The sequence below is a fragment of the Mediterraneibacter sp. 210702-DFI.3.120 genome, assembly GCF_020561005.1.
GTDB classification, from domain to species: Bacteria; Bacillota; Clostridia; order Lachnospirales; family Lachnospiraceae; genus Mediterraneibacter; species Mediterraneibacter faecis.
Window position 1 is genome coordinate 34,550 of sequence record NZ_JAJCNG010000012.1, and the last position, 25,518, is coordinate 60,067.

Consider the following 25,518-nt stretch of genomic DNA (forward strand, 5'->3'; position numbering starts at 1 on the left):
TTGATGTGATATTAACACAAATATAAAGATAAGAGGGTGGAAAGATGCATCGGAACGAATATCGGAGAATGGCACACGAAGAGGTGGAAGAGATATTCAGAGAAATACTTCCACAAGCAGGAATGAAAGTTCGGGAAGAACAGATCACACTTTGCCATCAAATGCTTTCCAGCCTGTGTGGAAACAAGATTGCATTATGCGATGCAGCAGTAGGGGTAGGAAAGACTTATGCATACCTGGTAGCGTGCATTCTTTTTCGAAAATACAGTCAATTGTTATCTGGATATTTTTCTATGTGCGGTCAGAGTCAGCCTATTGTGATCTCAACCTCAAGCATTGCATTGCAGGAAGCCATCCAAAGAGAATATATACCTTTTTTATCACAGGTTTTATTGAAGAAAGGAATCATATCTGCCCCTATCCAAGCAGTCATCCGAAAAGGGAAAGAACATTTTGTATGTGACAATCGGTTGGAGCTTCGGTTGGATGCAGTACGAAGAAAAGCAAAAAATCCACTGCAGAGAGAAGCTTTATATGCATTAAGAGAACAATATGACATGGACTCCGTACAGCATCTGAGTGGGTTTGACCGCAGGATGGTATGCGTCCCCAAATACTGCCCGGAAACTTGTGAGATGAGAACGTACTGTCGTTATCAAAAATATTTAAAAGAAGCTACAGATGAAAAAGTATTTATCCAGATCTGTAATCATAATTATCTACTGGCAGATACACTTCACAGAGCCAATGATTTCCGTCCTTTATTAAGAAATTATCAGGCACTGATCATTGATGAAGCACATAAATTTCCAGAAGCAGCAAGGCAGATGTATGGAAAGTCTTTCGGACCGGAAGATTTTATGGAAATCTGCAGTCTTTTAGAAGGGGAACATTATACCCATATTGCGGCAAAACTTCGGGAAGCATTTTCACAGCTCTTTGAAAGTCTGCCAAGACCACAGGGAGTGTTAGAAGAACAGGCACGTTTTCGCTTTGTTCTCAACAGGGAGTCCAGACAGGCATTAAGAAACAGCATCCGCTGGTTGCAGCGGGCGGAAGATCTGTTGATCGGGAATTTATCCAGATGGACAAAGAACCGGCTGGAAGAGAGCAGGGAAGTCCTGTTACAGTTTTTAAATGTGGACCGGAACAATATATTGTTTTTAGAGTATACATCAAAGGGACTGCCAGTGTTTTGCACTGTTCATCGAAAAACAGAAAGTTTGATAAAGGCAGATATTTGGGAGCGTGGCTTTCCAGCCATTCTTACATCTGGCACCTTAAAAGCAGGGGAGAGTTTTCAAAGGTCAGAGCAACTGAACGGACTCGAAGATGTCGGAAGAGTACGTGAATATCAGGCTGATTCACCGTTCGATTATGATGAAAATTGTTTACTATACATGCCAAGACGGAAGAGAAAAGTGTATGATAGCTATCATGGAGAAATCCGTTTCTTGTCTGAGCAGATCCGAAAGCTGGTATGTTCCACATTTGGACATACTCTTGTACTGTTTACCTCTTATTCTATGATGGGGAATGTATACAGAGAATTGAGAGGGAATCTCCCATTTCCGTTGTTGAAGGTATGGAAAGATTCCCAGTCAGTGATCCGTGAATTTAAGGCACAGAAAAATTGTGTGCTTTTTGCAGCTGGTTCCTGCTGGGAAGGCGTGGACTTTCCAGGAGATGTAGTATCTTCTTTGATTATTGTCCGTTTGCCATTTGCGGTACCCGATCCTGTGAGGGAAGCAGAAAGAGAACGATATCAGACTTTAAAGGAATATATTCAGAAAATCATAGTGCCGGATATGCAGATCAAACTGCGCCAGGGATTTGGACGAGCAATCCGGACGGAAACAGATACTTGTGTAGTGTCTATATTAGATTCCAGAGCAGGAAGAGGAGGGAAATACCACAAAGAGGTAATTGATGCACTTCCAGTATGTCAGATTACAGACAGAATGGCAGATGTAGAAAATTTTATTCGGAACCGAAAACGAATCGAATACTATATGTAACAGATTGTAGAGAAATTGTTGGTAGTGCTAAGTTTTCCAAAGAAAATAGAGAAAAATGTAGTGAGTATTTTAGGAGAAACCTTTCGGAATTGTTGGTATTTGTGAATAGCTTTCATAGCATAGAGTGGGTATACTGTGTATAGCGTTAGAGGAAAGGAAGTGAAGAAATGGAACATTTCATAGTGGATATGCAGACAGAAAAATCTAAGAAATACTATTTTATACGGGAAGAGGTCAGCCAAGAAATCGTTCTTCTTCCTTCCCAATATCTAATGCATAAAATGAGGGCGAAAGGTTCGCCAAACACCATCAAGAGAAGCGCTCTTGTGATTTCATATTACTTAAACTATCTGTCTGAGAATCAACTAACGATGGAAGATGTATGGAATATGAAATACGAAAAGCAACAGGAACATTTTACAGATTTTCTTATATGGTTAAAGGCTGGGATGCATAGCAAAGATGAGTACACGAAAAAGCCATACAATGAAACTTGCAATGCATATCTCAAGGAAGTGTTTCGATTGTACAATTTTGCTGAACAGCAGGAAGGTTGCGAGCAAAGTTTAAAAGTATTATCTGATGCACAATACATTGTAAGAAATTCTGTAGGAATTCGAAAGATATTGAATCGGAGAAGTTTTCACGGATACTTAAAGGAAACAGGACATATAGGAAGAACTATAGAGCAGGACAAGATCGTTATTTTACTAAAGGCATGTGCAAATTGCCGCGATCAAGTCCTGCTTTTATTATTAGCAGAAACAGGTTTCCGAATCGGAGAAATTTTGGGCAATCGCTATGCAACAGATATTGATTATGAAAACCATCTGATCTATGTAAATTTTAGAGAAGATAATGAAAATGATGCACGTGCCAAGAATGCAGAATTCCGAAAGGCAAAAGTCAGTGATGCGACATTCGAAATCTTAAAGTTTTATCTGGAAGAATATAAGGACCTGATCTTTCAACAAGAGTATCTTCTGGTCAATGTGTCTGGAAAATATGCAGGGAAACCAATGCAGGACAGCGGTGTACGGAGTTTGATGGAGCGTCTTGAAAAAAAGACCGGAATTAAAGTGACACCACATATGCTGCGACATTATTTCGCAAATACCAGGAGAAAGGCAGGGTGGAAACTAGAACTTATCAGTCAGGCACTTGGTCATCGACACATTGAAACAACTATGAAATATTTGAATATAACAGAGGAAGAACTGATGGAAGCAAGTGATGCATTTTACAGCCAGCACCAATCCCTGTATGGAGTTGATCATCTGTTATAGGAGGAGGCGGTTATGTGCCTGCAATCAGATTACTAGATACTGAGCATCAAACGGAATTGGCCTATTTGCATGAACAGCTTATAGAGGGAGAACCAGTACAAGACAAGTCATGGAGATATGCAGAAGAATATCTGATGCAGTTAGGAATTTATAATGTGATATTAGTAGAAGAAAATGATGTTCGAAATTATAAAAGGTTTCTGCTTGAGGACAGGGACTGTACGATCAGGGCAGCAAATAGTATGACATCATTTCTCAGAAACAAAAAAGCATACTGGATCGAACAAGAATATGGTGATCTACTGGAAGAAATTCGGCAGTGCGAAGGCATCGAAATGCCATTGACGGGTAATATCAAAAATTTTCTTATTCGGGAAGGGATACACCATATCCGAGAAATCGATTATTCTATCCGAGAAAAATATGAACAGTATCTTATGAAGGAAAAGAAGCCAGAACAGGTACTTCGGTATTTAAAGACATTGGATCGAATCAAGCAATATCATATCAGACAGGAAATGAAACAATTTGCAAACATAAAAAAATTTTATTTGAAATACGAACAGCAGATCCTTTTCCTGCCATATCTGCCAGATCAGAAACTGGCTATGGAATTTGATAAGGTACGTGATAAGACAGAATTGGTATGGGACTTTAGTGTCAAGGCTTCAGAAAAGATGAAACAGCAGATTTTTCAACTACTCATACATATTCTTGAGAATGTAAAGGATCCAAAGGATCGGAGAGTACGATTCCTGCTTCCTATGCAGTGGATGTATCAATATTGCATCAAGCAAGGGATAGTAGATATAGAAACCATAGAACAGGAAGAGATTGAAAAATTAGAAGAGATAGTAAAGCAGAAGGTGGTTAACTATAAAAACTCCATGCAGATTGTGGATAACAGTCGAAAAATTCTCTTTATGAGTGGAAAGCAGATCCACTGGCATGCAAATGTATGGTACATGGAAAGATTCCACCTTGCGCCAGAAAGAGTGAATCCATGTAATCCGGTGAATAGGTTATCTTTTTACCAAGTAGAAAATTTAAACAATAGAAAGCTGCTACAGGAATATGCAAGATATCAGATAGGAATCACAGGTCTGACCATTGGAAATATTCGAAGCCAGCAAAACTATGTGAAAAAATTTCTAAAGTATTTAGGGCCTGACGTATGTGCTCTTGATGTAACTGAAAAACAGATAGGTGCATATTTTAAGGAAATCCAGCAACAAGAAATTCAAGCAGAAACTGTGAACCGGCAGATACTGGATATCACAAAATTCTATGAGTACCTAAAGATAAAAAAACATATTAAGGCAATTCCGTTTCACCCGGAGTACTATGAGCAGAAAGTATATCCTATACATCATGACAGGAGCGTTGATGAAGATATTTATATGGAAATACTTCACAAACTGAATTTATTTCCAGAAGAATTGCGGTTGATCTTCCTGCATCTATGGGCAACAGGGTTAAGGATCAGCGAAGTATGTACGCTAAAAGGAGATGCATACTACTGGGATGGAGAGGATGCCTGGATCAAAGTGTATCAGATCAAAATGAAGGCAGATAAAATGATTCCTGTTCCATTTATGCTGTATGAGGTTATGCAACAATACATAAAGAAAAATCATATTCATGCAAACGATTATGTTTTTCAAGCTGAACAGGGAGGAGCATATAGAATAGGTTCATTTGTAAAACGTTTTCGAACGCAATGTAAAAAACACAAAATAGCAGATTGTGAGTATGTATTTAAAACACATGATTACAGACATACGCTGGCAACCCAATTTTATGATGATGGTGTACCGATACAAACAATTCGTGATTACCTTGGACATGTAGCAGAAGAAATGACTAAACAGTATGTGGACTATATGCCTAAGAAGATTGAAAAAGCAAATGACAATTACTTTGATAAACCAGAAAATAATATTGCTTTGACAATCACACCAAAGAAGCGGAGATATAGACATGAAAAAGGATAGGATACATATTTACGAAATGGAAAGCTATAAGCATGCCTCAGAAGAACAAAGAAATTCTATGAGAATATGTAAGATCCGTTATTTTGATCTGGAAGGGCTACCATCTAAGGAAGTGAAAGAAATCTTAGAAGCCTTTATATGGGAACGGGGGAAGACTTTAGCATTATCGAGCCTTGCTACTGAACTAACCACCTATAACAATATACGGAAGTTTTTGATAGAGAAGAATATAACAGTATTGCAGAATGCTGATCCAGAAAAGACGGTCAGAATTTTAAAGGGGTGGATGTTAGAAAAGGGATTGGCCTTGTCCAGCATGAAATACCGGGCTGCTTACGATATAACAGCCAGAGAAACACCAGCATTGGAAAGAAAACTGCGTCAGATTCTAAAATTTGCTGAAGTGAAAGATGAACGGGAAGAACAGGAAAAAGATATATGGGAGTTGGAGAAATTTGAATTTCCAATCAGAAGAAATCCCATAAAAAATGTGAAGACCCTTAACTTCACCGATATTTTACAGCCGGATATCAGAGAAGAGGTAAAAAGAACCATATTCTTACATTTAAAATATTCCGCACTTGGCACAATACATTCAGAGATGACTGCAGTAAAGAGATTTAGCCGCTTTTTAAATGTAAGAAAGCCAGAGCTGGAATCATTACAGGAATTGAGTCGAGAAGATATTGAAGACTATTTGATATACTTACAGACGGAGACAACCGAAAGAAAGAACTATCGTTCCGATCTGTATGGCTTAAAACGTGTGATTGAAGATGTGGGGAATATATATGAGAGAAGGCATCTTCTGCAACTTTTCTTAAATAATGATTTTCCAAGTACACCACGATATCAGTTTAAATTTTATTCAGATGCTACAATTAAGCGATTGAATTCCCACATTTTTAATATGGACGAGCAGATAGCCAGGGCATTGATCGTTCACCAGCTTTTGGGAACACGCATTTCCGATACGCTTACTTTAAGAATGGATTGTCTTAGAGAGAAAGAAGGGAGATATTTTGTCCGGATTGATCAAGTGAAATCCATTACTTATGAAAAGGCAGTTAGTAATGAGGTGGGGCGCTTGATTTTAAAAGCCATGGAATATACCAAAGAGCGTTACGGGGAAACAGAATATGTTTTTGTAAAAAAAGATGATCCCACGAAACCATATCAATATGGAATGATCCAGGCACAAGTTATGAGGATGATCCGGCAGAAAGATATACGGGATGATAATGGGGAACTGCTGAAATTCGGGACACATATTTTTAGACACTGTTATGGGAAAAAATTGACCGAGCTTCATATCGAGGATTGGATGATAGCAAGACTACTTGGACATAAAACATTACAGAGTGTCCACCACTACCGGAGAATCGGGAATAAAGTTATGGCTGATGAAACGAGAAAAACCAGAGAAAAAATGGACCTTATATTAATGGACATAATAAAAGGATGGGATGGATATGAATTATGAAAAGATGATAGCCGTGAATCGGATCGAAAGTGAGCAGAAAATTAAGCTGGCCACGATGGCTATAGAACAGTTGATAGAAAGGGGAGAATATCCATCGGTAACTCTGCTGGTGAAAAAAACTGGCTTATCAAGAGGGTTCTTTTATAAAAATCCAGAAGTGAGAAGCAGGTTGGATGCAGCCGTGCAATCGCCCAATGTATCATGTCGAAGAATTTGGAGTGAGAGTAAAGATTCAAAGAATGACAACACCGAGGCACTGCAGATGGAAATCATGGAATATAAGGTCAGAAACCGAAGTTTGTCTCAGGAAAACGAGGAATTGCGAGGTCAGATAGAGGAACTTAAGGTTCAAGTGGAGAAACTAAAAAGCAGGATTAAAAAGAAAGAGCTTTCCATGCTGAAAAAATTATAATTAAAGGAAAAGGTATCTGATATGAAGTACGATAAGATTGTAGAGATAAGTAAAGAAAGATCAAGACAGAATACGGAAGTGGCACTTAGGGCAATAGAGGAAATGCTGAGAGAAGGGGAATGGATTACCGTTGCCGAGCTTGCCAAGAGAACAAAATTATCAAGAGCAAATTTTTATGTGAATAAAGACATTAGAAAGTCACTTGATGATGCTAGATACAGGCAACAGCGTATGTTAAAAATAAACTTTGACAGCGTGATGGAAATCGAAGATTTGCAACAAAAATTGCGAAAACTTAATTTGGAAATGGTGAAACTGAGAGTTGAAAATCAAGAACTACAAGTAATCAACCGGAATCTTCAGAAAGAAATATAAGTGAGGATGGACGGCATGAAATACGATAAAGTAGTTGAAATGAATCAGAAAATTGGTAAGCAAAATGCCCGTATCGTGGAAAAAGAGATTGAAAGAATGATAGAAAATGGTGAAAGAGTTACGGTAGCAGCATTACAAAGATATACTGGATTTTCAAATTCATTCTTTTACAAAAATAAACTTGTTCGTGAAATTTTGTATGAAGCAATTCGAAAGCAGAATCAGTGTTATAAAAATAACCTTACTTCGATGTGTACTCAACAAGAGATAGAAGAAAAGATGATAAAACAACAAAAACAAATTTTACAGCTGGAGTTAGAGAAGAGGAAGTTGCTTGAGGAGAATCAAAGGTTGAGAGAGGTGTGTGGGATTTTAGGAAAGGAGAAAAGAGAAAATGAAATACGACAAAATAGTCGCTATTAGTCAAGAAAAAAGTAAGGTTAAAGCTGAGATTGCAAAGCAAGAAATTCAAAATATGCTGGATAGAAAAGAAAAAGTGACAATGGCTGCACTGATAAGAAAAACAGGATTTTCTAAAACACTTTTTTACAGAAATATAGAAGTTAGGACAGCACTAGATAAGGCATATAGGGAACAAGGTGCGTGTTATAATCCGAAGCAGATTATTGTTGATAAAGTTATGGAAGAAAAGTTAAATACATTGAAGATTGCAGTTACCAAGCTTAAGAAGGAAAATATAAAATTAACATTACAAAATGAAGAACTTTTAAAAGAGATTGAAAGATTAAAATTGCAGCTAGAAAAGAAATAAACATATAAAAATAAAATAGAAAATTATGGACAATACGGTGGCTTGATTGGGAAATTAAGGTTGCCGTATTTCTTTATTTAATAGATAAAATGACCAAGGTGCATGCAGGAGGCTGTGGTTACGCCCAGTATCCATGCGGTTTCCAGAGATGGGGCTAGATTTATGGTTATATTAATTGCGCTTCTGTTGATTTTTAAAGAACAGTTGATTAGTTTGATCACTACGATTTTTGAGAAAGTGACATCAGAAAGCTCCGGCATATAGCATGCGGTCCGTAAAAGGCGAAATTACTGTATTTTTAAGTTTATCATTTACTTTGTTACTTTCATTTATCTTTGGAATTCTAGAGTCTGCTGTGATTCAAGGATCAAAAAATCTCAGCAGAATTGACACAGATCGGGCAATCTATTCCGTTTTCGGAGAATATCATCAGGAACTTATGGAACAATATCATGTTTTTGGAATTGATCTTGGTTACAGGACAGGAAATTATGAAGAAGAAAATCTGATCCAGCGTTTGCATTATTACAATTCTGGTTCTACAGATCATCAAATCAAGGAAATTCAGTATTTGACAGATCAATCCGGACAGGCATTTCGAGAACAAGTGCTGGCTTATATGGAACAAAGGTATGGAATGGATCTGGTTAAAAAGTTTACCGGAACAACAGAGAAATGGGAACAGACAGAGACAGAAGAATCTGATATGGAAAAGAAAACAGATGAAATGACAGATGCAATGGAACGGGTGAATGACAGTCTTGACGCATCCGGCAGTCAAACGGAAGGAGAAGACGTGGAAGAAGGTCCAAGTCTGCCAGATGAGGAGAATCCGTTTCGTATTATGCAAAAGATAAAAAAAGAAGGAATTCTTTCTGTTGTGATTCCGAAAGGAAAAAAAGTATCTGAAAAGAGTGTTGATTTGTCGGGGCAGGCATCAAAGAGAACTTTGAAAAAAGGATATGGGACATTCCCAACAAGAAAAGGACTTGATCAGACAGCGGAGAAACTTCTGTACAACGAATATCTTCTCAAAACATTCGGCTATGCATTTCGGCAGGATTCAGAACAATCAGAAGGAATGGATGAGAGTGGAGAGAAGGAATGGCAGTCTGACCGGTCGGATGCTTTAGCATACGAACTGGAATATATTCTACAAGGGAAAGGCTCAGATAAAGAAAATCTGGAATCCGTGTTATTTCGTCTTTTTCTTCTGAGAATGTCAGGAAATTATGGCTGTCTGGCAAAGGATATGGGACGAGTGGCAGAGGCAGAAGCGCTGGCTGTGACAATATCTGCACTACTATTGATGCCTGAAGCGGTAGAAGCTTTGAAACAGATGATACTTGTTGCGTGGGCAGGAGGAGAAAGTGTTATGGATCTTCGTTGTCTTTTGGATGGAAGAAAAGTTCCACTGGTAAAAAGTGCAGATAAATGGGTTGTTTCTCTGTCACAGCTGCCACTTCTTCTGACAGATGGTGGAAGTGTAAGGGGAAATGATTCAGGAGAAGGAGTCGGATATTCCGATTATATCAGGATGTTTCTCTTTTTGAAATCGGTGCCGGAAATTACAATGCGGACTTTAGATTGTGTAGAAGAGGCACTCCATTCCAAACATATTTTGTTTCAGGCAGATCAATGTGTGACTAAATTAGAAATACAGAATAAGATAACCGTTTATAAAAATCTAAATTACCAATATCCGGTTTATTTCGGATATGAATGAAGCCAGAATTACCCCCGGTGCAGATGCCCTTTCAGACCTTCTTTTGTACACCCCAAAACGTACACTCAGAATCCTGCAATCCCTCTTGCAGGAAACCCACACACTTTAGAAAGGAAAAGCTGCGATGTCAAATAAACAGGTAAAAAATACCAGTCCAACAAGAGAAAGGGCATCTGCACCGGGGGTAAGAGCAAGTGTAACAATAGAAGCTGCATTTGCAGTTCCCCTCTTTATGTTTGCAGTATTAAGTTTGATTTTTTTAATTGAAATCCAGAGTATACGAGGCTGTATCCATGCAGCAGGAAGTGATGCAGCCAAACAGGCAGCAGAGTCAACGGCTGTCCTTCCTGTATTGAATACAATTCAATTAAAATCAGATTTGGTGAATCTGATTGGAGAAGAAAGAATTGAGAGAAGTATTCTGAATGGTGGTACATCAGCTATCAGTTGCTGGAAGTCTTATTGGATTCCGGGAACAGAAGAGATAAATGTTGTTATCGAGTACAAGATAAAGATTCCGGTTCCACTAATGAAAAGTCCTTTGGTGAAGTTGAAAGATGAGTTTAAAGTCAGTGCATGGAATGGTTATCAAAAAGATAGAAAGGGAAATGAAGACGGACAGATTATCTATATCACAGAAAAAGGAACAGTATGGCATTCAGATTATCAGTGCAGCTATCTTCAATTATCTATTCAATATGTTCAATACTCAGAATTACAAAATATGAGAAATGAAGGTGGAGGAAAATACCATAAATGTGAGCAATGTGTTTATGGACAGGCAATGAATGGTGTATATATTACCAGTTATGGAAACCGGTATCACAACTCATTGAATTGCAGTTCTCTGAAGAGAACAATACGTGCAGTTCATAAAAGCGAAGTAGCAGGAAGAGGAGGATGTTCTAAATGTGCAAAATAATGAATGTATTCGGGCAAAATGGAAGGGAAAATCTATGGATGTTTTTTCAAGCTGTTATAGCAGTGTATCTGTTGATTTTGTCTGTGATAGATATTCGTTGGAAGAAAGTAAGTGTAAGAAGTCTTTTGATTTTGCTTGCGATTGCAGTTTTATGTCAGGTACTATGCAGCAAAGGAGAACTCAGGATGATGGTAGCTGGTGGATTGTGTGGAGGTGTCTTTCTTTTTTTAAGTTGGTTCACACAAGAGTCATTTGGTTACGGAGATAGCATAGTGATTCTGATCCTTGGAATTTTATCTGGTGGATGGAATCTTCTTTGGATTCTGTTTGCTGCATTTCTGATCGCATCTGTTTACGGAGGAATTATGATCGCACGAAAGAAGTATACAAGAAAAAATTCATTTCCATTTATTCCATTTCTGACAGTTGCTTATCTGGGAGGCATGATTGGTGGAGTTTACTGAAAAATATACGAAAAAATACGTGAAAGGAAGTACAGTGGTAGAGATGTCTTACCTTATTCCTTTTTGCTTAATTCTATTTTTTCTGCTCATCACGATCATTTTTTACTTTCATGATAAGGCAATTTTAAACGCAGCGGCAGCGGAAACGGCTGTGACAGGAGTTGAAATGGACAGGAAAAAGATAGAAGACGCAGATCTGGATGCTTTTTTCCGAGAAAGGACGAGTGGAAAATTGATTTTTCTGGAAAATATAACAACCAGAGTTGATCTATCAGGGAAGAAAATAGAGGTAGAAGTTTTTGTATCAAAAGGACGAATGAAGATTCATCTGATACAACGTGCAACGAAGGTGAAACCAGAAGAAAAAGTCAGATGGAAAAAATAGATTTCTGTAAAGCTGAAAAAGTGAAGGGAGAAGAAAATCAGATGGAAGAAAAAAAGACAAATCAGCAGAGCAGAGTGGCAGAATCTGAAATCATAATAGACAGCGTACAACCGTATCGGGAGAATTATCAGATGCGGATGCTTAAGAATAATCGGATTCCCGGATTATTGAGAGTAAGTGGATGTGGAATGGAAGGTGCAAGTAGATATTATTATCATACAGGACATTCACAGTCGTTGGAAACGTATTATAAAAATAAAGATATCAGAGCAGAAGAGATATTAAAACTGACAAGACAATTTCTCAGTGTTATGGAAAAAATGAAAGATTATATGTTAGAACCAAATTATCTGATGCTTTCAGAAAAATATATTTTTGAAAAGAATGAAAACTATTTTTTCTGTTTTTTTCCAGAGAATGAGAAGACCTGGCAGGTGTCTTATCATGAACTGACGGAGTATTTTGTAAGGAAAGTTGATTATCAGGATTTGGAGAGTATTCAACTTGTCTGTATGCTTCACAAAGAAACGCTAAAAGAAACCTATGATCTGGAAAGCATACTGCAGCAGTATGAGGAAGAAGCAAAAAACAGGGAAGAAAAGTCCAAAGAAGAGAAGATCAGAGAAGAAAGTAAGAGAGAAAAAGACAGGAGAGAAATGGAAGAAAATCAAAACATTGAGGTACAGGAAAACAGCTATTATAACAAGGCGAGAGAGAATTATGCAGTGATGGAAGAAAAGAGATATGGTCCAATCAAGAAATTTGCAAAACGCTTTAAGTCTGGAAAATGGGGAGAATGGGAAGATCTGATAACGGAAGCTGATGACTATGAATGATATATAGGATGTGGTATAGTATACGCAGATTCAAAAACATATCATAGAAGTCAAAAGGGAGTCAGGAAGAATGAAAGAGAGACCAAAAGAAATAATGACGATCACGTTGATAGGAATCAATATTCTGGTGTTTATTGTTCTTACTATGATCGGACGGACTGAGGATGGTTATTTTATGTTGCAGCATGGAGCAATGTATGAACCGTATATTATAGAAAATCAGGAATACTATCGGCTGTTTACCAGTCTTTTTCTGCATTTTGGAATCTCACATTTATTAAATAACATGGTGCTTTTGTGGGCACTTGGATCGATTTTTGAAAAAGAGGCCGGTAAAATTCGGTTTCTGCTCTGTTATTTTATCAGTGGAATAGGTGGTAATCTGCTGTCTTTGTACTGGAATACCATGCACGACAGACAGATTGTATCTGCCGGGGCATCGGGAGCAATTTTCGGACTAATGGGAGGGTTGCTTTGGATTGTATTTGCGAACAGGGGAAGGCTGGGAACACTGTCAGGAAGAGGCATGCTGATTATGGTTGTACTGAGTCTCTATTTTGGATTTACCAGTACAGGTGTAGATAATCTGGCTCACGTAGGAGGATTGATTTGCGGTTTCCTGACAGCGCTGCTAACCTATCGAAGAAAAAGATCAAAAGATCCTAACGGTATCTGATATTAACGATATCTGATATTTTACGCAGGAAGTGTGATCGATACGATTGTTCCATTGGTATGGTCAGATGTAATGTCGATTGTTCCATTATGTGCTTCAATGATTCTTTTGGAAACTGCGAGACCAAGACCAGTACCGTTTTCTTTGGTCGTAAAGAATGGTTCATAAAGCTTATCAACAATTTCAGTCGGAATACCACAGCCGTTATCCTGACATTGAATCAGAATTTTGTCATCAAGCTTCTTTGCGCGAAACTGCAGACGTGGGGCATACTTACAATCGGCAAGAGCGTCTTTGGCATTTGTAAGTATGTTTAAGAAGACTTCCTCTAATTTGGTGCGATCACCATTGAACCTTTTTATATTCTTATCAATACTGGAAGTCATCTCAATCTTTGATTTTTCAAAGTTGAGAGACATGGCGAACAGAACAGCAGAGTTGCGAAGAACATGTCCAAGAGGAAAGGAAGCACGGTTTAATTGTTTTCCGTTGTTGAGTTCTGTCAGATCATCCAGCAAATCACACATATGTCTGGCGCCATCCATGCATTCTTCCCAGACACAGGAACCTTTAGCAGTTTCAGCATAAAGAGAGCTCATTAATTGCATAGAAGAATAAAGAACAGTCATAGGATTGCGGATCTCATGCGCAATTGTAGCAACAGCAGCATCATGGTTCTTCAGAAGCTGTGTGATAATCTCTTTTGCATCTTTGTTTGTTTCCATCAGGCGGTTCATTTTTTCAAGATCGATATTTGTTAACATAATACTTACTCCTAATAGTTAGATTTTCTTGAGTTCGGTAAGAGTGTAGCACCACCGAAAACAGCATTCAATAAAAATCATTCGACTATTTTCGACCTTTTTCGACCTGTTGTCTGAAAAATGTATTCTCTTTTTCTGAAAAATGGTCTATACTACAGATAAAATAAAATGGAAAGAGGAAAGATCATGAGAGATGATAATTGTATTTTCTGTAAAATAGCAAATGGAGAGATTCCATCAGCAACATTATATGAGGATGAGGAGTTCAGAGTAATTCTGGATCTTGGACCGGCATCAAAAGGACATGCGCTGATCCTTCCGAAGAATCATTACCGCAATCTGTATGATATTGACGAGGCAACAGCTTCAAAAGCAATCTGTCTGGCAAAAAAGATGATTACAAAGATGACGGATGTACTTGGATGTGATGGTTATAATATCGTTCAGAACAACGAAGAGGCAGCTGGACAGACGGTATTCCATTTCCATATGCACTTAATCCCAAGATATAAGAATGACAACGTAGGTCTCGGATGGCATATGGGAGAACTTACAGAAGAAGATAAGAAAGAGATACTTGAAAAATTAAAATAGTACTGGAGAAGATATGTTAACAGAAAATCGCGAATTCAATGAGATTTATGAACAATATAAAAATCTCATTCTAAAAGCGGCATATACTTATTCAGGCAGTTATAGTGCAGCGGAAGATATTACTCAAGACACTTTTCTGAAACTGTATATGGGATATGACAGCATGAAGAAGAAAAATATTTCTTCATGGCTGTTTACAACGGCAAAAAATGCGGCATTAAATTACAGGAAAAAGCATAGCCGGGAGATCTTCGAGATTGATGAGAATTGGGACAGTGAAGAGGATACCGAGAAAAATGAAGCACAGGTAAACAGTGCTGAGGAACAGTTTCTGGAAGATGAGCTTCAGAAACAAAGGTTAGAGCTTCATGAAAAGATTTTCACCAATTTGATGGAAAAGAATGAAAGATGGTACGATGCTATTGTCCTTGTATATTACATGGAGATGCCTCAGGCAAAAGCAGCAGAATTAATGGGCATTCGACTCGAAGTGCTTCATAGTCTTCTGCACAGAGCAAAGAAATGGATTAAGAAAAAGTACGGAACGGAGTACGAAGAAATGAACCGGGAAGACTAAGAGCAAAACCAAATGTTTACTGTTCAATGTACAAAGAAAAAGTGTATAAGGAACAGTGGTGCCGATAGTTTCCCGGTATCTTTTTGAATACTGTAGTTTTATGAAGAGTGTTGCCGGTAGATGAACTACATTATTTTGTGGCAGCTTCTTCAATGAGGCCGATAATAGTAGCAATCGGATCTTGCTGCCCAGAATTGTGCATTGCATTTATGAACTGCTCACGGTTTTCGTACAGGTTATGAACTGCATCCAAAAGCGTTGCATTCGTAAGCTGTTCTTCCTCGATTACAAGACTGAATCCCTGACGTTCGAAAGAATGTGCGTTAAGAATCTGATCGCCACGACTTGCACGGGCAGAAAGAGGAATCAGAAGATTCGGTTTTCTAAGAGCAAGCAGTTCACAGATTGCATTCGCACCGGCACGTGAGATAACAACATCTGCAAGAGCAAAGAGATCACGCAGTTCGTTTTTGATATATTCAAACTGACAGTAGCCTTTGATTTCTTTCAGAGAATGATCAACCTTTCCTTTTCCGCAGAGATGGATGATCTGGAACTGTTTCAGCAGTTCGGGAAGGGCAGCACGTACCGCCTCGTTGACAGCTACAGCACCAAGACTTCCGCCGATTACGAGAATGACAGGTTTTTCATCTGTAAAGCCACACATCTTTCTGGCGGCATCCTTATCACCAGTAAGAAGTTCCTGACGAATCGGAGAACCGGTAAGAACTGCTTTTCCCTCCGGAAGAGCATCTAACGTCTCCGGGAAGTTACAGCAGACTTTGACAGCAGATGGAATTGCCAGTTTATTTGCCAGGCCAGGTGTCATATCAGACTCATGAATAATGACCGGAACTTTGCATCGCTTTCCAGCAAGAACAACTGGAACCGAAACAAATCCGCCTTTAGAAAAAATAACATCAGGCTTTAAGCCTTTGATTAACTTACGGGCTTCACCAAAGCCTTTGATCACACGGAATGGATCTGTGAAATTCTGCAGACTGAAATAACGGCGCAGCTTTCCAGAAGAAATTCCATGATATGGAATTCCAAAAGGTTCAATCAGTTCCTTTTCAATTCCATTGTAAGAACCTATGTATTGAATATCATAGCCTAATTCTCTAAGCTTTGGAATCAGGGCTATATTCGGAGTGACATGTCCGGCAGTACCGCCGCCGGTCAATATAATTCGCTTCATAAATTAACCTCCAGATTTAGTGTAGAGTGCTACTGTTCGAAGTAAATTGAGAACACTAGCCTTATAGCATCATATTACCCTTATTTGAAAAAATGTCAAGAAAAACGGGACACACAAACTGGAGAGAATAAGGTGAAGAAAATGAAAAAACTGAAAAAATTATCATTGGAAAATGAAATGAAAAAAGAAGCTGAACAGATTGAAAAGAAAGTTCGTAAGGACAGATCTCTGGATGACATTACAGTGTCTGATGAGATGGAAAAAGAGCTTTTCAATAAGATTCAGGATTACGAATACGACAAGAGGCATAAAAAAGTCGTCCGCAAAAAGAAGAAAAGTAAGCTTGTAATCGGAGCACTGGCAGCAGTGCTGATTTTAGTGTGCGGAAGTGTGATGACCAGTGTGGGGAGTAAGTCGTATTGGAAAGTTCTGTGGGAACGAGAAAATGGGGATGAGAACTCTAATATTATCAATGTGGAGGATATGGAAACAAAAGAATCAGAGGATGTTGATGAGTTGGAAGCTGATAAAGAAATTACTAAGGTAATTGGTACAGCTTTGGTAAAAATTGAATATAAACCAAAAGGAATGAGATTTATTAGATATACAGTAGATAAAGACCAAAGAAAAGTGGTTTTATTTTATGAGTATGGAAAAGAAGTAATAAGATATTCGATGTATACTAATTCAAAAGATTCTTCTTTTGGTGAAAAATCAGTAGATGATTTAATAGATGAATATGAGATTACAACGAATGGGCATAATATTTCGGTGAAAGAGTATTCGATTAAAGGTTCGGAACAAAGAAGATATACAGCAGATTTTGAATACAAGGGTATTCAATATCAAATTAAAGGAAAATTAAAAAGAGAAGAATTAGATGAAATCATAAAAAATTTATTTTTTATGTAAAAAACGCGTAAGTTTTTAAACTCTCAGTTGTTTACTTATCAGAAGACGATAATAAAAAGAGGGGGAAGATAGTCTTATGATAAGTAAAAAAATTGTATCAGTTATAACAAGTGTTATGGTTTTCTGCTGTGTAGCAGGAGTATCTTTGACAAATGTTAAGGCAGATGACAGTGCTCCAAAGTCAGTAGATGGATCATATTTGACATCAGCAGACTCATCTACAGGTTATACACCTAATAATGAACGTGGAAAGCATTTGATGGATGGTCAGTGTTCAATAACGAAAAGCGGAACAAAACGTATTTATACATATGGTGCGACAACAGCGGATCATACAGTAGATGCGTTGGCAGTTATTGTTTATGTAGATCAATATAATGAGAAAGATGGTAAATGGGATCAAATAGATGCATTTTCCAAGAAAGTGGAGAATGATTATTATGTAGCAACATCTAAGTCAATCCAAGTTGACAGAGGATATTACTATCGAGTTCATGCTTCTCACATTGTACGTATGGCAGGATCACCAGATGAAGAAACATTTTCCTACACCGACGGCATCTTAGTCCCATAAGCATCTTCCTCCCACACCAACGGCAGAAGATGCAGCCCGTGGGCTGGCCTAACAGCCGCTGCGCGGTGGTTCGCTCGGATACTCACAAATTAGATTCTAATAGATAAAAGTGAGAGCCTTGTTCCTTGATACACCACAATTGAATAAATGAGCATATAATCACCATAAGCGGCTGTTAATCAGTCCATGGACTAGTAGGGCAGAAGGGAAGGATTGAATCAAGAGTAGCGATCCTTCCCTATTAGTTTGCCATTTTTTAAGTTATTTTCCTGTTGCTTCTTTCAGTGCCTGAGCAAGCTGATCCGGACAGGAAGTTTTCTTGAATCCACACTGGATTCCTTCCAGGCGTGAGATGGCCTCATCTACATCCATTCCTTCAACCAGGTGGGAAATTCCCTGCAGGTTACCGTTACATCCGCCAACGAAGGAAACATTATGAATCTTGTTATCTTCGATATCAAAGTGAATGCTCTGGGAACAGACACCTTTTGTTCTATAATCCATATCTAGATATCCTTTCTTTTAAATTTTTAGATCTTTTAGTTACCTTTTGAATTATAGCAAATCAAATATAAAAAAACAATTTTTCTTTTCACATCTTTCAGCATAATTTCCCTCAATACGACAATTTTGATTTTTGCTGTAGAAATCTGTAGAACGATTTATGCGGACAGAATATAAAATCAGGTTTATAATATCTACAAACGTAACGAAGGGGAGGCCCGAACAGTTACGCGCAATATTTTTAAAACCAGGAGGGGTTGCTATGTTAAGAGAACTGGCAGTGAACACAAGAGTCATCTATTATCTGATGGCACTTCTGGGCATAATCGGAGTGCTGGCAAAAGCAGTGAATCAGCAGACATTGAATCAGATGTTGAAGGCGGCGGGGAATATGTCCAAGAGTACACACCGACTGATAAAACTCGTAAGAGCAAAATACGAACATGCATGTATGGTGCATGACAGTGTAGAGAATACGAATGCATTTGTGGAGAAATATATTTATGAATATAGAGGATTTTTGTTTGGGATTCATACCTGGAGACAGATGGAATTGCTGACGGTGTGGTTTGTTGGAATTCTTGCAGCTCTTGGTGCATTCGAATGTTATATTACTTATGGATTTTCAGATGCGGCGTATCAATATATAGAAACAGGATTAGCGGAGATGGTACTCCTTTTTGTTATCAGTCATCTTTCGGACGAACAGTACAAGCTTAATGCTGTCAGGATGTATATGGTGGATTATCTTGAGAATAATTGTGCATTTCACGTAAAGAGACAGCGGACTACGGATAGAGAAGAATTGAATGTGATCGCTGCAGAGAATACCGGAAAGCAGGAGTGGGAAGAAAAGAAAGGGGAAAGAGAGATTCACAGAGAAGACAACGTACAGAATGGAAATAAAACAAAAGCAGAGAGGACGGAGCTGCCGATCAATATCGAGGGAGAAGCAAGATCGGTAGAGCCGGCAAGGAATCCGAAAGGAAATTCAGAGAGAGACGTAGATAGAGATTCGGAGCGAGATTCAGGAAGAAATGCAGAAAGAGAAGCGGCGATTCGTCAGATTCTGGAAGAATTTTTAACATAACGAAAACTAAAATTTCTTGAGCAGCATTTGTAAATAAGGTATAATAAAAAGCAGTTGGTAGCCGCCGGTCATGGAATATCAGGAATGGCGGCAGGGAAAGAAGAACCAACTGCTTTTTTAGGGCTTATAAACAAGAAAAGAAAGTAACTGATTAAGACAGGTGCAAAGAGTAATAGGAGGAGTTGCTATGTTAAGAATAGGAATGTTGACCAGCGGTGGAGACTGCCAGGCACTTAACGCAGCAATGCGCGGTGTTGTAAAAGGAATTTGCAACAAGCGCAAAGATGTAGAAATCTATGGATTTAAAGATGGATACAAAGGTCTGATCTATTCGGATTTCAATATGTTGACATCAAAGGATTTCTCGGGAATTCTGACACAGGGTGGAACAATTCTTGGTACATCCCGTCAGCCGTTCAAACTGATGCGTGTGCCGGATAAGGATGGAATAGACAAGGTGGAGGCAATGAAGCACACATATCATAAGCTTCATCTGGATTGTCTCGTTATTCTTGGAGGAAATGGAACTCATAAGACAGCAAATCTTCTTCGTGAGGAAGGACTCAATGTAGTGACACTGCCGAAGACGATCGATAACGATCTGTGGGGAACAGACATGACATTTGGATTCCAGAGTGCAGTTGATATCGCAACAGATACGATTGACAGAATCCATACGACAGCAACTTCCCACAGCCGTGTATTTATTATCGAGGTTATGGGTCACAAAGTAGGTCATGTAACTCTGCATGCCGGAATTGCAGGCGGAGCAGACATAATTCTTCTTCCGGAGATCCCATATGATATTAAGGCGATCAAGAATGTGATCGACAAACGTACACAGGCAGGTAAGAGATTTACAATCCTTGCTGTTGCAGAGGGTGCGATTTCCAAAGAAGATGCAAAACTGAAAAAGAAAGAATACAAAGAGAAGCTGGCAAACAGAAAATATCCTTCTATCGCTTACGAACTGGCAGAACAGATTGAAAAAGAGACAGACAAGGAAGTTCGTATCACAGTTCCTGGACATACACAGAGAGGTGGCACACCTTGTTCTTATGACCGCGTATTTGCAACAAGAGTCGGAGCGAAGGCAGCAGAATTGATCCTGAATGAAGAATACGGATATATGGTAGCCATGAGAAATGGTGAGACAGTGAAAGTTCCGTTGGAAGAGGTTGCAGGAAAGCTGAAATATGTTGATCCGAACTGTGGTCTGATCAAAGAAGCGAGAACAATCGGTATCAGCTTCGGAGACGAGGTGTAATTCATGTCATATACGGCGCTATACAGAAAGTTCCGTCCTTCTGAATTCGAAGATGTAAAAGGACAGGATCATATTGTTACAACGCTTCAGAACCAGATTAAGGCGAACAGGATCGGACATGCGTATCTGTTTTGCGGAACGCGAGGAACCGGAAAGACAACGGTTGCGAAAATATTTGCGAAGGCAGTAAACTGTGAGCACCCGGTAAATGGAAGTCCATGCGGAGAGTGTGAGATGTGTAAATCTATCGCTGCCGGCACTTCAATGAATGTGATCGAAATCGATGCTGCATCGAACAATGGTGTTGATAATATCCGTGAGATCCGGGAGGAAGTGACATATCGACCGACAGAAGGTAAGTATAAAGTATACATTATCGACGAGGTGCATATGCTTTCCATCGGAGCATTTAACGCATTGCTTAAGACACTTGAGGAGCCGCCGGAGTATGTTATTTTTATTCTGGCGACGACAGAAGTGCATAAAATCCCAATTACGATTCTTTCTAGATGTCAGCACTATGATTTCAAGAGAATCAGCATTGAGACAATTACAGACCGTATGCGTGATCTGATGCAGACAGAACAGGTAGAAGTGGAAGAAAAAGCACTTCGCTATATCGCAAAGGCGGCAGACGGATCTATGCGTGATGCACTCAGTCTGCTGGATCAGTGTATTGCATTTTATCTGGGACAGAAGCTGACGTATGATCATGTGCTTGAAGTACTTGGTGCGGTGGATACGGATGTGTTCAGTCGCCTGCTTCGGAAAGTATTGGAAAGAGATGTTGCCGGAGTTCTTGATATTGTGGAAGATCTGGTTATGCAGGGACGTGAACTGACCCAGCTGGCCGCAGATTTTACATGGTATCTGAGAAATTTGCTTTTGGTTAAAACTTCTGATAATATAGAGGACGTGCTGGATGTGTCTACGGAAAATATGCTGCAGCTCAAGGAAGAATCAAAGATGATCGAACTTGATATGCTGTTGCGTTATATCCGTATATTTTCAGAACTTTCCGGTCAGCTGAAGTATGCGACGCAGAAGAGAGTGCTTCTGGAAGTTGCACTGATCAAGCTTTGTACTCCGGCGATGGAGACTGGTCAGGATGCACTTTTGGACAGAATCCGTGCGGTAGAAGAAAAAGTAGAGAAAGGACTTGCTGCAGCCGCAGATATGCCGCAGCGAGTTGTTTACGTGAATGGAGATGATGCGTCATCATCCGGATCAGGCGTTGCGGGAAGCAGGAAGGCGAAACCGGAGCTGCCGAATGCAATTCCGGAGGATGTGCAGGAGGTGGTGAAGAATTTCCGTTCTATCGCAGATGAAGCGTCAGGTATGATCAGAGGCTTTCTTAAAAAAGCAAGACTGAGTCTTGGTGGTGACAATCGCTTGCTGATTGTACTGCCAGATGCTATGTCGGCAGATATGGTTGGCAGAGAAGATCATGTGCAGGAACTTGAACAGCTCATTGAAGAGAAGATTGGAAAGAAAGTCGAGGTGGATGTCCGTCATGTAGAAGAGGGCAGACACTTTGAGGATACATTTGTGGACATAGAACAGAAAATAAATATGGAAATAACAGTGGAGGATTAGACATGGCAAAGCGTGGAGGATTTCCAGGCGGCGGAATGCCGGGAAATATGGCGAATCTGATGAAGCAGGCACAGAAGATGCAGCGTCAGATGGAAGAGCAGCAGAAAGAACTTGAGACAAAAGAGTTCACAGCAGCTGCAGGCGGCGGAGCAGTAGAAGTAACTGTATCCGGCAAAAGAGAAGTAACAAAAGTAAAACTTGCAGAAGAAGTTGTAGATCCGGACGACATTGAGATGCTGGAAGACCTGATCGTAGCAGCGACAAATGAAGCACTGCGTCAGGTTGAGCAGGAGACAAATGCAGCAGTATCTAAGATGACAGGCGGATTTGGCGGTCTTGGAGGCGGAATGTTCTAATGGATTACTACAGTAATCAGATCAGCCGTCTGATCGAGGAGTTCTCGAGACTTCCGGGAATCGGGAATAAATCAGCACAAAGACTTGCATTTCATGTGATCAATATGCCGGTAGAGCAGGTAGAAGGACTTGCGAATGCGATCGTAGATGCCCGCAAGAATGTCCGTTACTGTAAGGAGTGCTGTACGTTGACGGATAAGGATATCTGCCCAATCTGCAGCAATCCGGACAGAGATCATAAGACAATCATGGTAGTGGAGACACCGCGTGATCTGGCAGCGTATGAGAAGACCGGAAAGTACAACGGAGTCTATCATGTACTTCATGGAGCAATTTCTCCAATGCTTGGAATCGGTCCCGGGGATATCCGTCTGAAAGAATTGATGGAGCGTCTGCAGGGAGATGTGGATGAAGTGATCATTGCGACGAATTCTAGTCTGGAAGGCGAGACAACAGCAATGTATATCAGTAAACTTATCAAACCGGTCGGAATCAAGGTGAGCAGGATTGCCAGTGGTGTTCCGGTTGGTGGTGATCTGGAATACATTGATGAGGTAACACTGCTCCGGGCATTAGAAGGAAGAACAGAATTGTAAAAGCATTTGAGACACCGGCAGGAAGGACTGGCTATGGCGAAGAAAAAAGTTACATCTTCAGATGTGGCAAAGCGCGCGGGAGTTTCACAGGCAACGGTCTCGATGGTACTCAATAAGAAGTATAACGTCTCTTTTTCAAAAGAAGTAATCCAGAAAGTGGAGGCAGCGGCGGAAGAACTGGGGTATGAACTTCCGAAACGCAGAACACAGCGTGGAGAGCGACGAGAAAAACTGCTCGTTGTCATCAGCCCTAACCTGACAAACCCATACTATGTAATGCTTTTGCAAGGAATTGAATCAAGGGCAACAGAGCAGGGGTTCGGAATCTTTGTCTGTAATACACAGAGAGATTTAAAACTGGAAGAGCGTTATCTGAAAATGATCTCGACTCTGAATGCACAGGGAATTATCTATATGTGCAATCCGGGGAAATGCTTTCTCGGACAGCTCAAAGAAATGTCTGAAAGGATTCCGGTTGTTGTGATCAATAACCAGGAGAAGCATTTGGATGTAGATGCAGTGGAGTTGGACAATACAAAGCTTGGAAGATTAATGGGCAGACATCTTCTGGAGCTGGGGCATCAGCATGTGGCATACATTACACCGCCATTAACTGCAAGACAGAAGCAGAGATTCCGCCGGGTAGAAGGTTTTCTGGATGAATTCAGAAAAGCCGGATATGGCGATCAGGTGATTGTAAAAGAAGCAGATGAAGAATTTGACCGGAATGTTCCGGGAATCGATTCAGAGTACCGCATCGGATATGATCTGACAAAAGAACTGCTCCGGACAGAAAAAGATCTCACTGCAATCGTGGGGCTGAATGATATGATCGCATTTGGGATTATGGATGCACTCCAGGATATGAAGTATAAAGTTCCCGGAGATGTCTCGGTTATGGGATGTGATAATACTTTATTTTCCAAAGTTAAGAAAGTGTCACTTACAACGATCGAGCATTTTGTAGTTCACAAAGGAATGGATGCCTGTGATATCATCATGAAAAAGATCAGTTCAAGGGACTGGAAGTATACGGAATTTGAACCGGTCAGTATTTATCATGTGGAATATGAGCCACAGATCGTGGTTCGTGGAACAACGTCTTATGCGAAGACAAAATAGTTGATGTATAGACGTTGTATTATTTAAAATTAATAAAAAATAATAAAATTATTACTAATAAAAACAACAAAAACAAACGATTCTGATTTTAGAAAATGTTGATAAAGCCTTTAAAATAAAGATTTTTATACAGAATAAAAACGATTGATATTAACTAATATTAATAAAAACGGTTAATATGTCGGATTATTAAGTGAAAAATGACTATTAATAATTTTTCAGACAGTTGACCTCAGGTTTTGGAAGCTATATAATCAGCTCATAAACAAACGAATTACTGCTGGAAAAACAGTGAGTTGTATCAGTGGTAAGAGGAAGATTCATGTATAGGAGGACTTAAAAATGAAATTTTTTATCGACACAGCTAATGTAGAGGATATCAAGAAAGCAAATGACATGGGAGTGATCTGCGGAGTTACAACAAACCCGTCTCTGATCGCAAAAGAAGGACGTGTTTTTGAAGAAGTTATCGCTGAGATCGCATCTATCGTAGACGGACCGATCAGTGGAGAGGTTAAGGCTACAACAACAGATGCAGAAGGCATGATCGCAGAAGGACGTGAGATTGCAAAGATCCATCCGAACATGGTAGTTAAGATTCCTATGACAGTAGAAGGCCTGAAGGCTGTTAAAGTTCTTACAGCAGAGGGAATCAAGACAAATGTAACTCTGATCTTCACAGCAAACCAGGCACTTCTTGCAGCAAGAGCAGGAGCTACTTATGTTTCTCCGTTCCTTGGACGTCTGGATGACATTTCTACAAAGGGAGTTGACCTCATTGCAGAGATCGTAGAGATGTTCGAAGTAGCAGGAATTGAGACAGAGATTATCGCAGCAAGTGTACGTAATCCAATCCATGTAACAGAATGTGCACTGGCAGGAGCAGATATTGCAACAGTACCTTACAAGGTAATCGAGCAGATGACACATCACCCACTGACAGATGCAGGTATCGAGAAGTTTAAAAAGGATTATATTGCTGTTTTTGGTGAGTAATCCGGGAAATAACGTTAAGACTG

At 39.5% G+C, this 25,518-nt stretch carries 28 protein-coding genes and 1 pseudogene; 26 read left to right on the forward strand and 3 right to left on the reverse strand.

What is annotated here, in order from left to right; all coding sequences use genetic code 11:
- Positions 1-44 precede the first annotated feature (44 nt).
- The 15 genes and pseudogenes from LI162_RS07975 to LI162_RS08045 all read left to right on the forward strand — a co-directional run bounded on the left by LI162_RS07975 (position 45) and on the right by LI162_RS08045 (position 13,349).
- Positions 45-2,018, forward strand: coding sequence for an ATP-dependent DNA helicase (locus tag LI162_RS07975; RefSeq protein WP_009244229.1), 1,974 nt, complete (start codon positions 45-47; stop codon positions 2,016-2,018).
- Positions 2,019-2,185: 167 nt separating this feature from the next.
- On the forward strand, positions 2,186-3,304 hold the full coding sequence (locus LI162_RS07980; protein WP_004613101.1) for a tyrosine-type recombinase/integrase: 1,119 nt from the start codon (positions 2,186-2,188) through the stop codon (positions 3,302-3,304).
- Between the two features lie 14 nt (positions 3,305-3,318).
- Positions 3,319-5,298 carry a tyrosine-type recombinase/integrase gene (locus LI162_RS07985; protein WP_004613100.1) on the forward strand — a complete coding sequence of 660 codons (1,980 nt, stop codon included), beginning with the start codon at positions 3,319-3,321 and terminating at the stop codon, positions 5,296-5,298.
- 58 nt (positions 5,299-5,356) lie between these two features.
- Positions 5,357-6,781, forward strand: coding sequence for a tyrosine-type recombinase/integrase (locus LI162_RS07990; protein ID WP_331470805.1), 1,425 nt, complete (start codon positions 5,357-5,359; stop codon positions 6,779-6,781).
- Complete coding sequence (locus LI162_RS07995; RefSeq protein WP_227156228.1) at positions 6,771-7,193, forward strand: DUF6262 family protein; 423 nt, start codon at positions 6,771-6,773, stop codon at positions 7,191-7,193. The genes LI162_RS07990 and LI162_RS07995 overlap by 11 nt, the downstream gene beginning before the upstream one ends.
- 21 nt (positions 7,194-7,214) lie before the next feature.
- Positions 7,215-7,568, forward strand: a complete 354-nt coding sequence (locus LI162_RS08000) for a DUF6262 family protein (RefSeq protein ID WP_004613097.1) — start codon at positions 7,215-7,217, stop codon at positions 7,566-7,568.
- A 15-nt stretch (positions 7,569-7,583) separates the two neighbouring features.
- Positions 7,584-7,991, forward strand: a complete 408-nt coding sequence (locus LI162_RS08005; protein WP_009244225.1) for a DUF6262 family protein — start codon at positions 7,584-7,586, stop codon at positions 7,989-7,991.
- Positions 7,963-8,340 (forward strand): DUF6262 family protein, encoded by a 378-nt coding sequence (locus tag LI162_RS08010; protein ID WP_009244224.1) that lies wholly within the window; start codon positions 7,963-7,965, stop codon positions 8,338-8,340. The genes LI162_RS08005 and LI162_RS08010 overlap by 29 nt, the downstream gene beginning before the upstream one ends.
- Positions 8,341-8,502: 162 nt before the next feature.
- Positions 8,503-8,604 (forward strand): annotated as a pseudogene (locus LI162_RS15920) (Flp1 family type IVb pilin); the annotation flags it as partial.
- 91 nt (positions 8,605-8,695) lie between these two features.
- Positions 8,696-10,066: a DUF5702 domain-containing protein gene (locus tag LI162_RS08020; RefSeq protein ID WP_227156230.1), complete on the forward strand. Its 1,371-nt coding sequence runs from the start codon at positions 8,696-8,698 to the stop codon at positions 10,064-10,066.
- A gap of 124 nt (positions 10,067-10,190) precedes the next feature.
- Positions 10,191-10,988, forward strand: a complete 798-nt coding sequence (locus LI162_RS08025; RefSeq protein ID WP_226866470.1) for a pilus assembly protein — start codon at positions 10,191-10,193, stop codon at positions 10,986-10,988.
- On the forward strand, positions 10,976-11,452 hold the full coding sequence (locus tag LI162_RS08030) for a prepilin peptidase (RefSeq protein ID WP_227156232.1): 477 nt from the start codon (positions 10,976-10,978) through the stop codon (positions 11,450-11,452). Before LI162_RS08025 ends, LI162_RS08030 begins: the two co-directional genes overlap by 13 nt.
- Entirely contained in the window at positions 11,439-11,837 is a 399-nt protein-coding gene (locus tag LI162_RS08035; protein WP_226866468.1) for a TadE family protein, read from the forward strand. Before LI162_RS08030 ends, LI162_RS08035 begins: the two co-directional genes overlap by 14 nt.
- A complete protein-coding gene (locus LI162_RS08040) occupies positions 11,825-12,673 on the forward strand; it encodes a DUF6382 domain-containing protein (protein ID WP_227156234.1) in 849 nt (282 codons plus the stop codon). The genes LI162_RS08035 and LI162_RS08040 overlap by 13 nt, the downstream gene beginning before the upstream one ends.
- Before the next feature lie 70 nt (positions 12,674-12,743).
- Complete coding sequence (locus tag LI162_RS08045) at positions 12,744-13,349, forward strand: rhomboid family intramembrane serine protease (RefSeq protein WP_226861681.1); 606 nt, start codon at positions 12,744-12,746, stop codon at positions 13,347-13,349.
- 20 nt (positions 13,350-13,369) lie between these two features.
- Here LI162_RS08045 and LI162_RS08050 read toward each other — a convergent pair whose 3' ends face one another.
- Entirely contained in the window at positions 13,370-14,113 is a 744-nt protein-coding gene (locus LI162_RS08050) for a sensor histidine kinase (protein WP_226866492.1), read from the reverse strand.
- A gap of 186 nt (positions 14,114-14,299) precedes the next feature.
- Here LI162_RS08050 and LI162_RS08055 point away from each other — a divergent pair, with 186 nt between their 5' ends.
- Both LI162_RS08055 and LI162_RS08060 read left to right on the forward strand, forming a co-directional pair.
- The gene (locus tag LI162_RS08055) at positions 14,300-14,707 is read left to right on the forward strand and encodes an HIT family protein (RefSeq protein ID WP_020437067.1); all 408 of its coding nucleotides are present in this window, start codon (positions 14,300-14,302) and stop codon (positions 14,705-14,707) included.
- A gap of 13 nt (positions 14,708-14,720) precedes the next feature.
- Positions 14,721-15,284 carry an RNA polymerase sigma factor gene (locus LI162_RS08060; RefSeq protein WP_055165940.1) on the forward strand — a complete coding sequence of 188 codons (564 nt, stop codon included), beginning with the start codon at positions 14,721-14,723 and terminating at the stop codon, positions 15,282-15,284.
- 130 nt (positions 15,285-15,414) lie between these two features.
- Here the strand turns inward: LI162_RS08060 and LI162_RS08065 are convergent, their stop codons facing one another.
- Positions 15,415-16,482, reverse strand: coding sequence for an undecaprenyldiphospho-muramoylpentapeptide beta-N-acetylglucosaminyltransferase (locus LI162_RS08065; RefSeq protein ID WP_055145123.1), 1,068 nt, complete (start codon positions 16,480-16,482; stop codon positions 15,415-15,417).
- 141 nt (positions 16,483-16,623) lie between these two features.
- Here LI162_RS08065 and LI162_RS08070 point away from each other — a divergent pair, with 141 nt between their 5' ends.
- Together LI162_RS08070 and LI162_RS08075 are read left to right on the forward strand one after the other, a co-directional pair.
- A complete protein-coding gene (locus tag LI162_RS08070; RefSeq protein ID WP_226866494.1) occupies positions 16,624-17,394 on the forward strand; it encodes a DUF4367 domain-containing protein in 771 nt (256 codons plus the stop codon).
- 76 nt (positions 17,395-17,470) lie between these two features.
- A complete protein-coding gene (locus tag LI162_RS08075; RefSeq protein ID WP_226866493.1) occupies positions 17,471-17,968 on the forward strand; it encodes a DUF6147 family protein in 498 nt (165 codons plus the stop codon).
- A gap of 261 nt (positions 17,969-18,229) precedes the next feature.
- Here LI162_RS08075 and LI162_RS08080 read toward each other — a convergent pair whose 3' ends face one another.
- The gene (locus LI162_RS08080) at positions 18,230-18,472 is read right to left on the reverse strand and encodes a TIGR03905 family TSCPD domain-containing protein (protein ID WP_015527650.1); all 243 of its coding nucleotides are present in this window, start codon (positions 18,470-18,472) and stop codon (positions 18,230-18,232) included.
- A gap of 262 nt (positions 18,473-18,734) precedes the next feature.
- On the opposite strand from LI162_RS08080, the gene LI162_RS08085 reads away from it, so the two are divergent.
- The 7 genes from LI162_RS08085 to fsa all read left to right on the forward strand — a co-directional run bounded on the left by LI162_RS08085 (position 18,735) and on the right by fsa (position 25,495).
- Positions 18,735-19,562, forward strand: a complete 828-nt coding sequence (locus LI162_RS08085; RefSeq protein WP_155203432.1) for a hypothetical protein — start codon at positions 18,735-18,737, stop codon at positions 19,560-19,562.
- 187 nt (positions 19,563-19,749) lie between these two features.
- Positions 19,750-20,829, forward strand: coding sequence for a 6-phosphofructokinase (locus tag LI162_RS08090; RefSeq protein WP_144366383.1), 1,080 nt, complete (start codon positions 19,750-19,752; stop codon positions 20,827-20,829).
- A gap of 3 nt (positions 20,830-20,832) precedes the next feature.
- Positions 20,833-22,425 carry a DNA polymerase III subunit gamma/tau gene (gene dnaX / locus LI162_RS08095; RefSeq protein ID WP_196021335.1) on the forward strand — a complete coding sequence of 531 codons (1,593 nt, stop codon included), beginning with the start codon at positions 20,833-20,835 and terminating at the stop codon, positions 22,423-22,425.
- A gap of 2 nt (positions 22,426-22,427) precedes the next feature.
- Positions 22,428-22,781: a YbaB/EbfC family nucleoid-associated protein gene (locus tag LI162_RS08100; protein WP_015527646.1), complete on the forward strand. Its 354-nt coding sequence runs from the start codon at positions 22,428-22,430 to the stop codon at positions 22,779-22,781.
- Entirely contained in the window at positions 22,781-23,377 is a 597-nt protein-coding gene (gene recR / locus LI162_RS08105) for a recombination mediator RecR (protein ID WP_015527645.1), read from the forward strand. Before LI162_RS08100 ends, recR begins: the two co-directional genes overlap by 1 nt.
- Positions 23,378-23,410: 33 nt before the next feature.
- Positions 23,411-24,499, forward strand: coding sequence for a LacI family DNA-binding transcriptional regulator (locus LI162_RS08110; RefSeq protein ID WP_155203428.1), 1,089 nt, complete (start codon positions 23,411-23,413; stop codon positions 24,497-24,499).
- 342 nt (positions 24,500-24,841) lie between these two features.
- The gene (gene fsa, locus LI162_RS08115; protein WP_015527644.1) at positions 24,842-25,495 is read left to right on the forward strand and encodes a fructose-6-phosphate aldolase; all 654 of its coding nucleotides are present in this window, start codon (positions 24,842-24,844) and stop codon (positions 25,493-25,495) included.
- The last annotated feature ends 23 nt before the right edge of the window (positions 25,496-25,518 follow it).

Excerpts from the sequence above, each read along its gene's own strand:
- LI162_RS08040 (WP_227156234.1), top strand. The coding sequence starts at position 11,825 with ATGGAAAAAATAGATTTCTGTAAAGCTGAAAAAGTGAAGGGAGAAGAA.
- LI162_RS08045 (WP_226861681.1), top strand. The coding sequence starts at position 12,744 with ATGAAAGAGAGACCAAAAGAAATAATGACGATCACGTTGATAGGAATC.
- LI162_RS07990 (WP_331470805.1), top strand. The coding sequence starts at position 5,357 with ATGAGAATATGTAAGATCCGTTATTTTGATCTGGAAGGGCTACCATCT.
- LI162_RS08090 (WP_144366383.1), top strand. The coding sequence starts at position 19,750 with ATGTTAAGAATAGGAATGTTGACCAGCGGTGGAGACTGCCAGGCACTT.
- LI162_RS07980 (WP_004613101.1), top strand. The coding sequence starts at position 2,186 with ATGGAACATTTCATAGTGGATATGCAGACAGAAAAATCTAAGAAATAC.
- LI162_RS08010 (WP_009244224.1), top strand. The coding sequence starts at position 7,963 with ATGAAATACGACAAAATAGTCGCTATTAGTCAAGAAAAAAGTAAGGTT.
- LI162_RS08055 (WP_020437067.1), top strand. The coding sequence starts at position 14,300 with ATGAGAGATGATAATTGTATTTTCTGTAAAATAGCAAATGGAGAGATT.
- LI162_RS08110 (WP_155203428.1), top strand. The coding sequence starts at position 23,411 with ATGGCGAAGAAAAAAGTTACATCTTCAGATGTGGCAAAGCGCGCGGGA.
- LI162_RS08000 (WP_004613097.1), top strand. The coding sequence starts at position 7,215 with ATGAAGTACGATAAGATTGTAGAGATAAGTAAAGAAAGATCAAGACAG.
- recR (WP_015527645.1), top strand. The coding sequence starts at position 22,781 with ATGGATTACTACAGTAATCAGATCAGCCGTCTGATCGAGGAGTTCTCG.
- LI162_RS08075 (WP_226866493.1), top strand. The coding sequence starts at position 17,471 with ATGATAAGTAAAAAAATTGTATCAGTTATAACAAGTGTTATGGTTTTC.
- LI162_RS08065 (WP_055145123.1), bottom strand. The coding sequence starts at position 16,482 with ATGAAGCGAATTATATTGACCGGCGGCGGTACTGCCGGACATGTCACT.
- LI162_RS08085 (WP_155203432.1), top strand. The coding sequence starts at position 18,735 with ATGTTAAGAGAACTGGCAGTGAACACAAGAGTCATCTATTATCTGATG.
- LI162_RS08025 (WP_226866470.1), top strand. The coding sequence starts at position 10,191 with ATGTCAAATAAACAGGTAAAAAATACCAGTCCAACAAGAGAAAGGGCA.
- LI162_RS08100 (WP_015527646.1), top strand. The coding sequence starts at position 22,428 with ATGGCAAAGCGTGGAGGATTTCCAGGCGGCGGAATGCCGGGAAATATG.
- LI162_RS08050 (WP_226866492.1), bottom strand. The coding sequence starts at position 14,113 with ATGTTAACAAATATCGATCTTGAAAAAATGAACCGCCTGATGGAAACA.
- LI162_RS08060 (WP_055165940.1), top strand. The coding sequence starts at position 14,721 with ATGTTAACAGAAAATCGCGAATTCAATGAGATTTATGAACAATATAAA.
- LI162_RS08030 (WP_227156232.1), top strand. The coding sequence starts at position 10,976 with ATGTGCAAAATAATGAATGTATTCGGGCAAAATGGAAGGGAAAATCTA.
- fsa (WP_015527644.1), top strand. The coding sequence starts at position 24,842 with ATGAAATTTTTTATCGACACAGCTAATGTAGAGGATATCAAGAAAGCA.
- LI162_RS08005 (WP_009244225.1), top strand. The coding sequence starts at position 7,584 with ATGAAATACGATAAAGTAGTTGAAATGAATCAGAAAATTGGTAAGCAA.
- LI162_RS08070 (WP_226866494.1), top strand. The coding sequence starts at position 16,624 with ATGAAAAAACTGAAAAAATTATCATTGGAAAATGAAATGAAAAAAGAA.
- dnaX (WP_196021335.1), top strand. The coding sequence starts at position 20,833 with ATGTCATATACGGCGCTATACAGAAAGTTCCGTCCTTCTGAATTCGAA.
- LI162_RS07995 (WP_227156228.1), top strand. The coding sequence starts at position 6,771 with ATGAATTATGAAAAGATGATAGCCGTGAATCGGATCGAAAGTGAGCAG.
- LI162_RS08080 (WP_015527650.1), bottom strand. The coding sequence starts at position 18,472 with ATGGATTATAGAACAAAAGGTGTCTGTTCCCAGAGCATTCACTTTGAT.
- LI162_RS07975 (WP_009244229.1), top strand. The coding sequence starts at position 45 with ATGCATCGGAACGAATATCGGAGAATGGCACACGAAGAGGTGGAAGAG.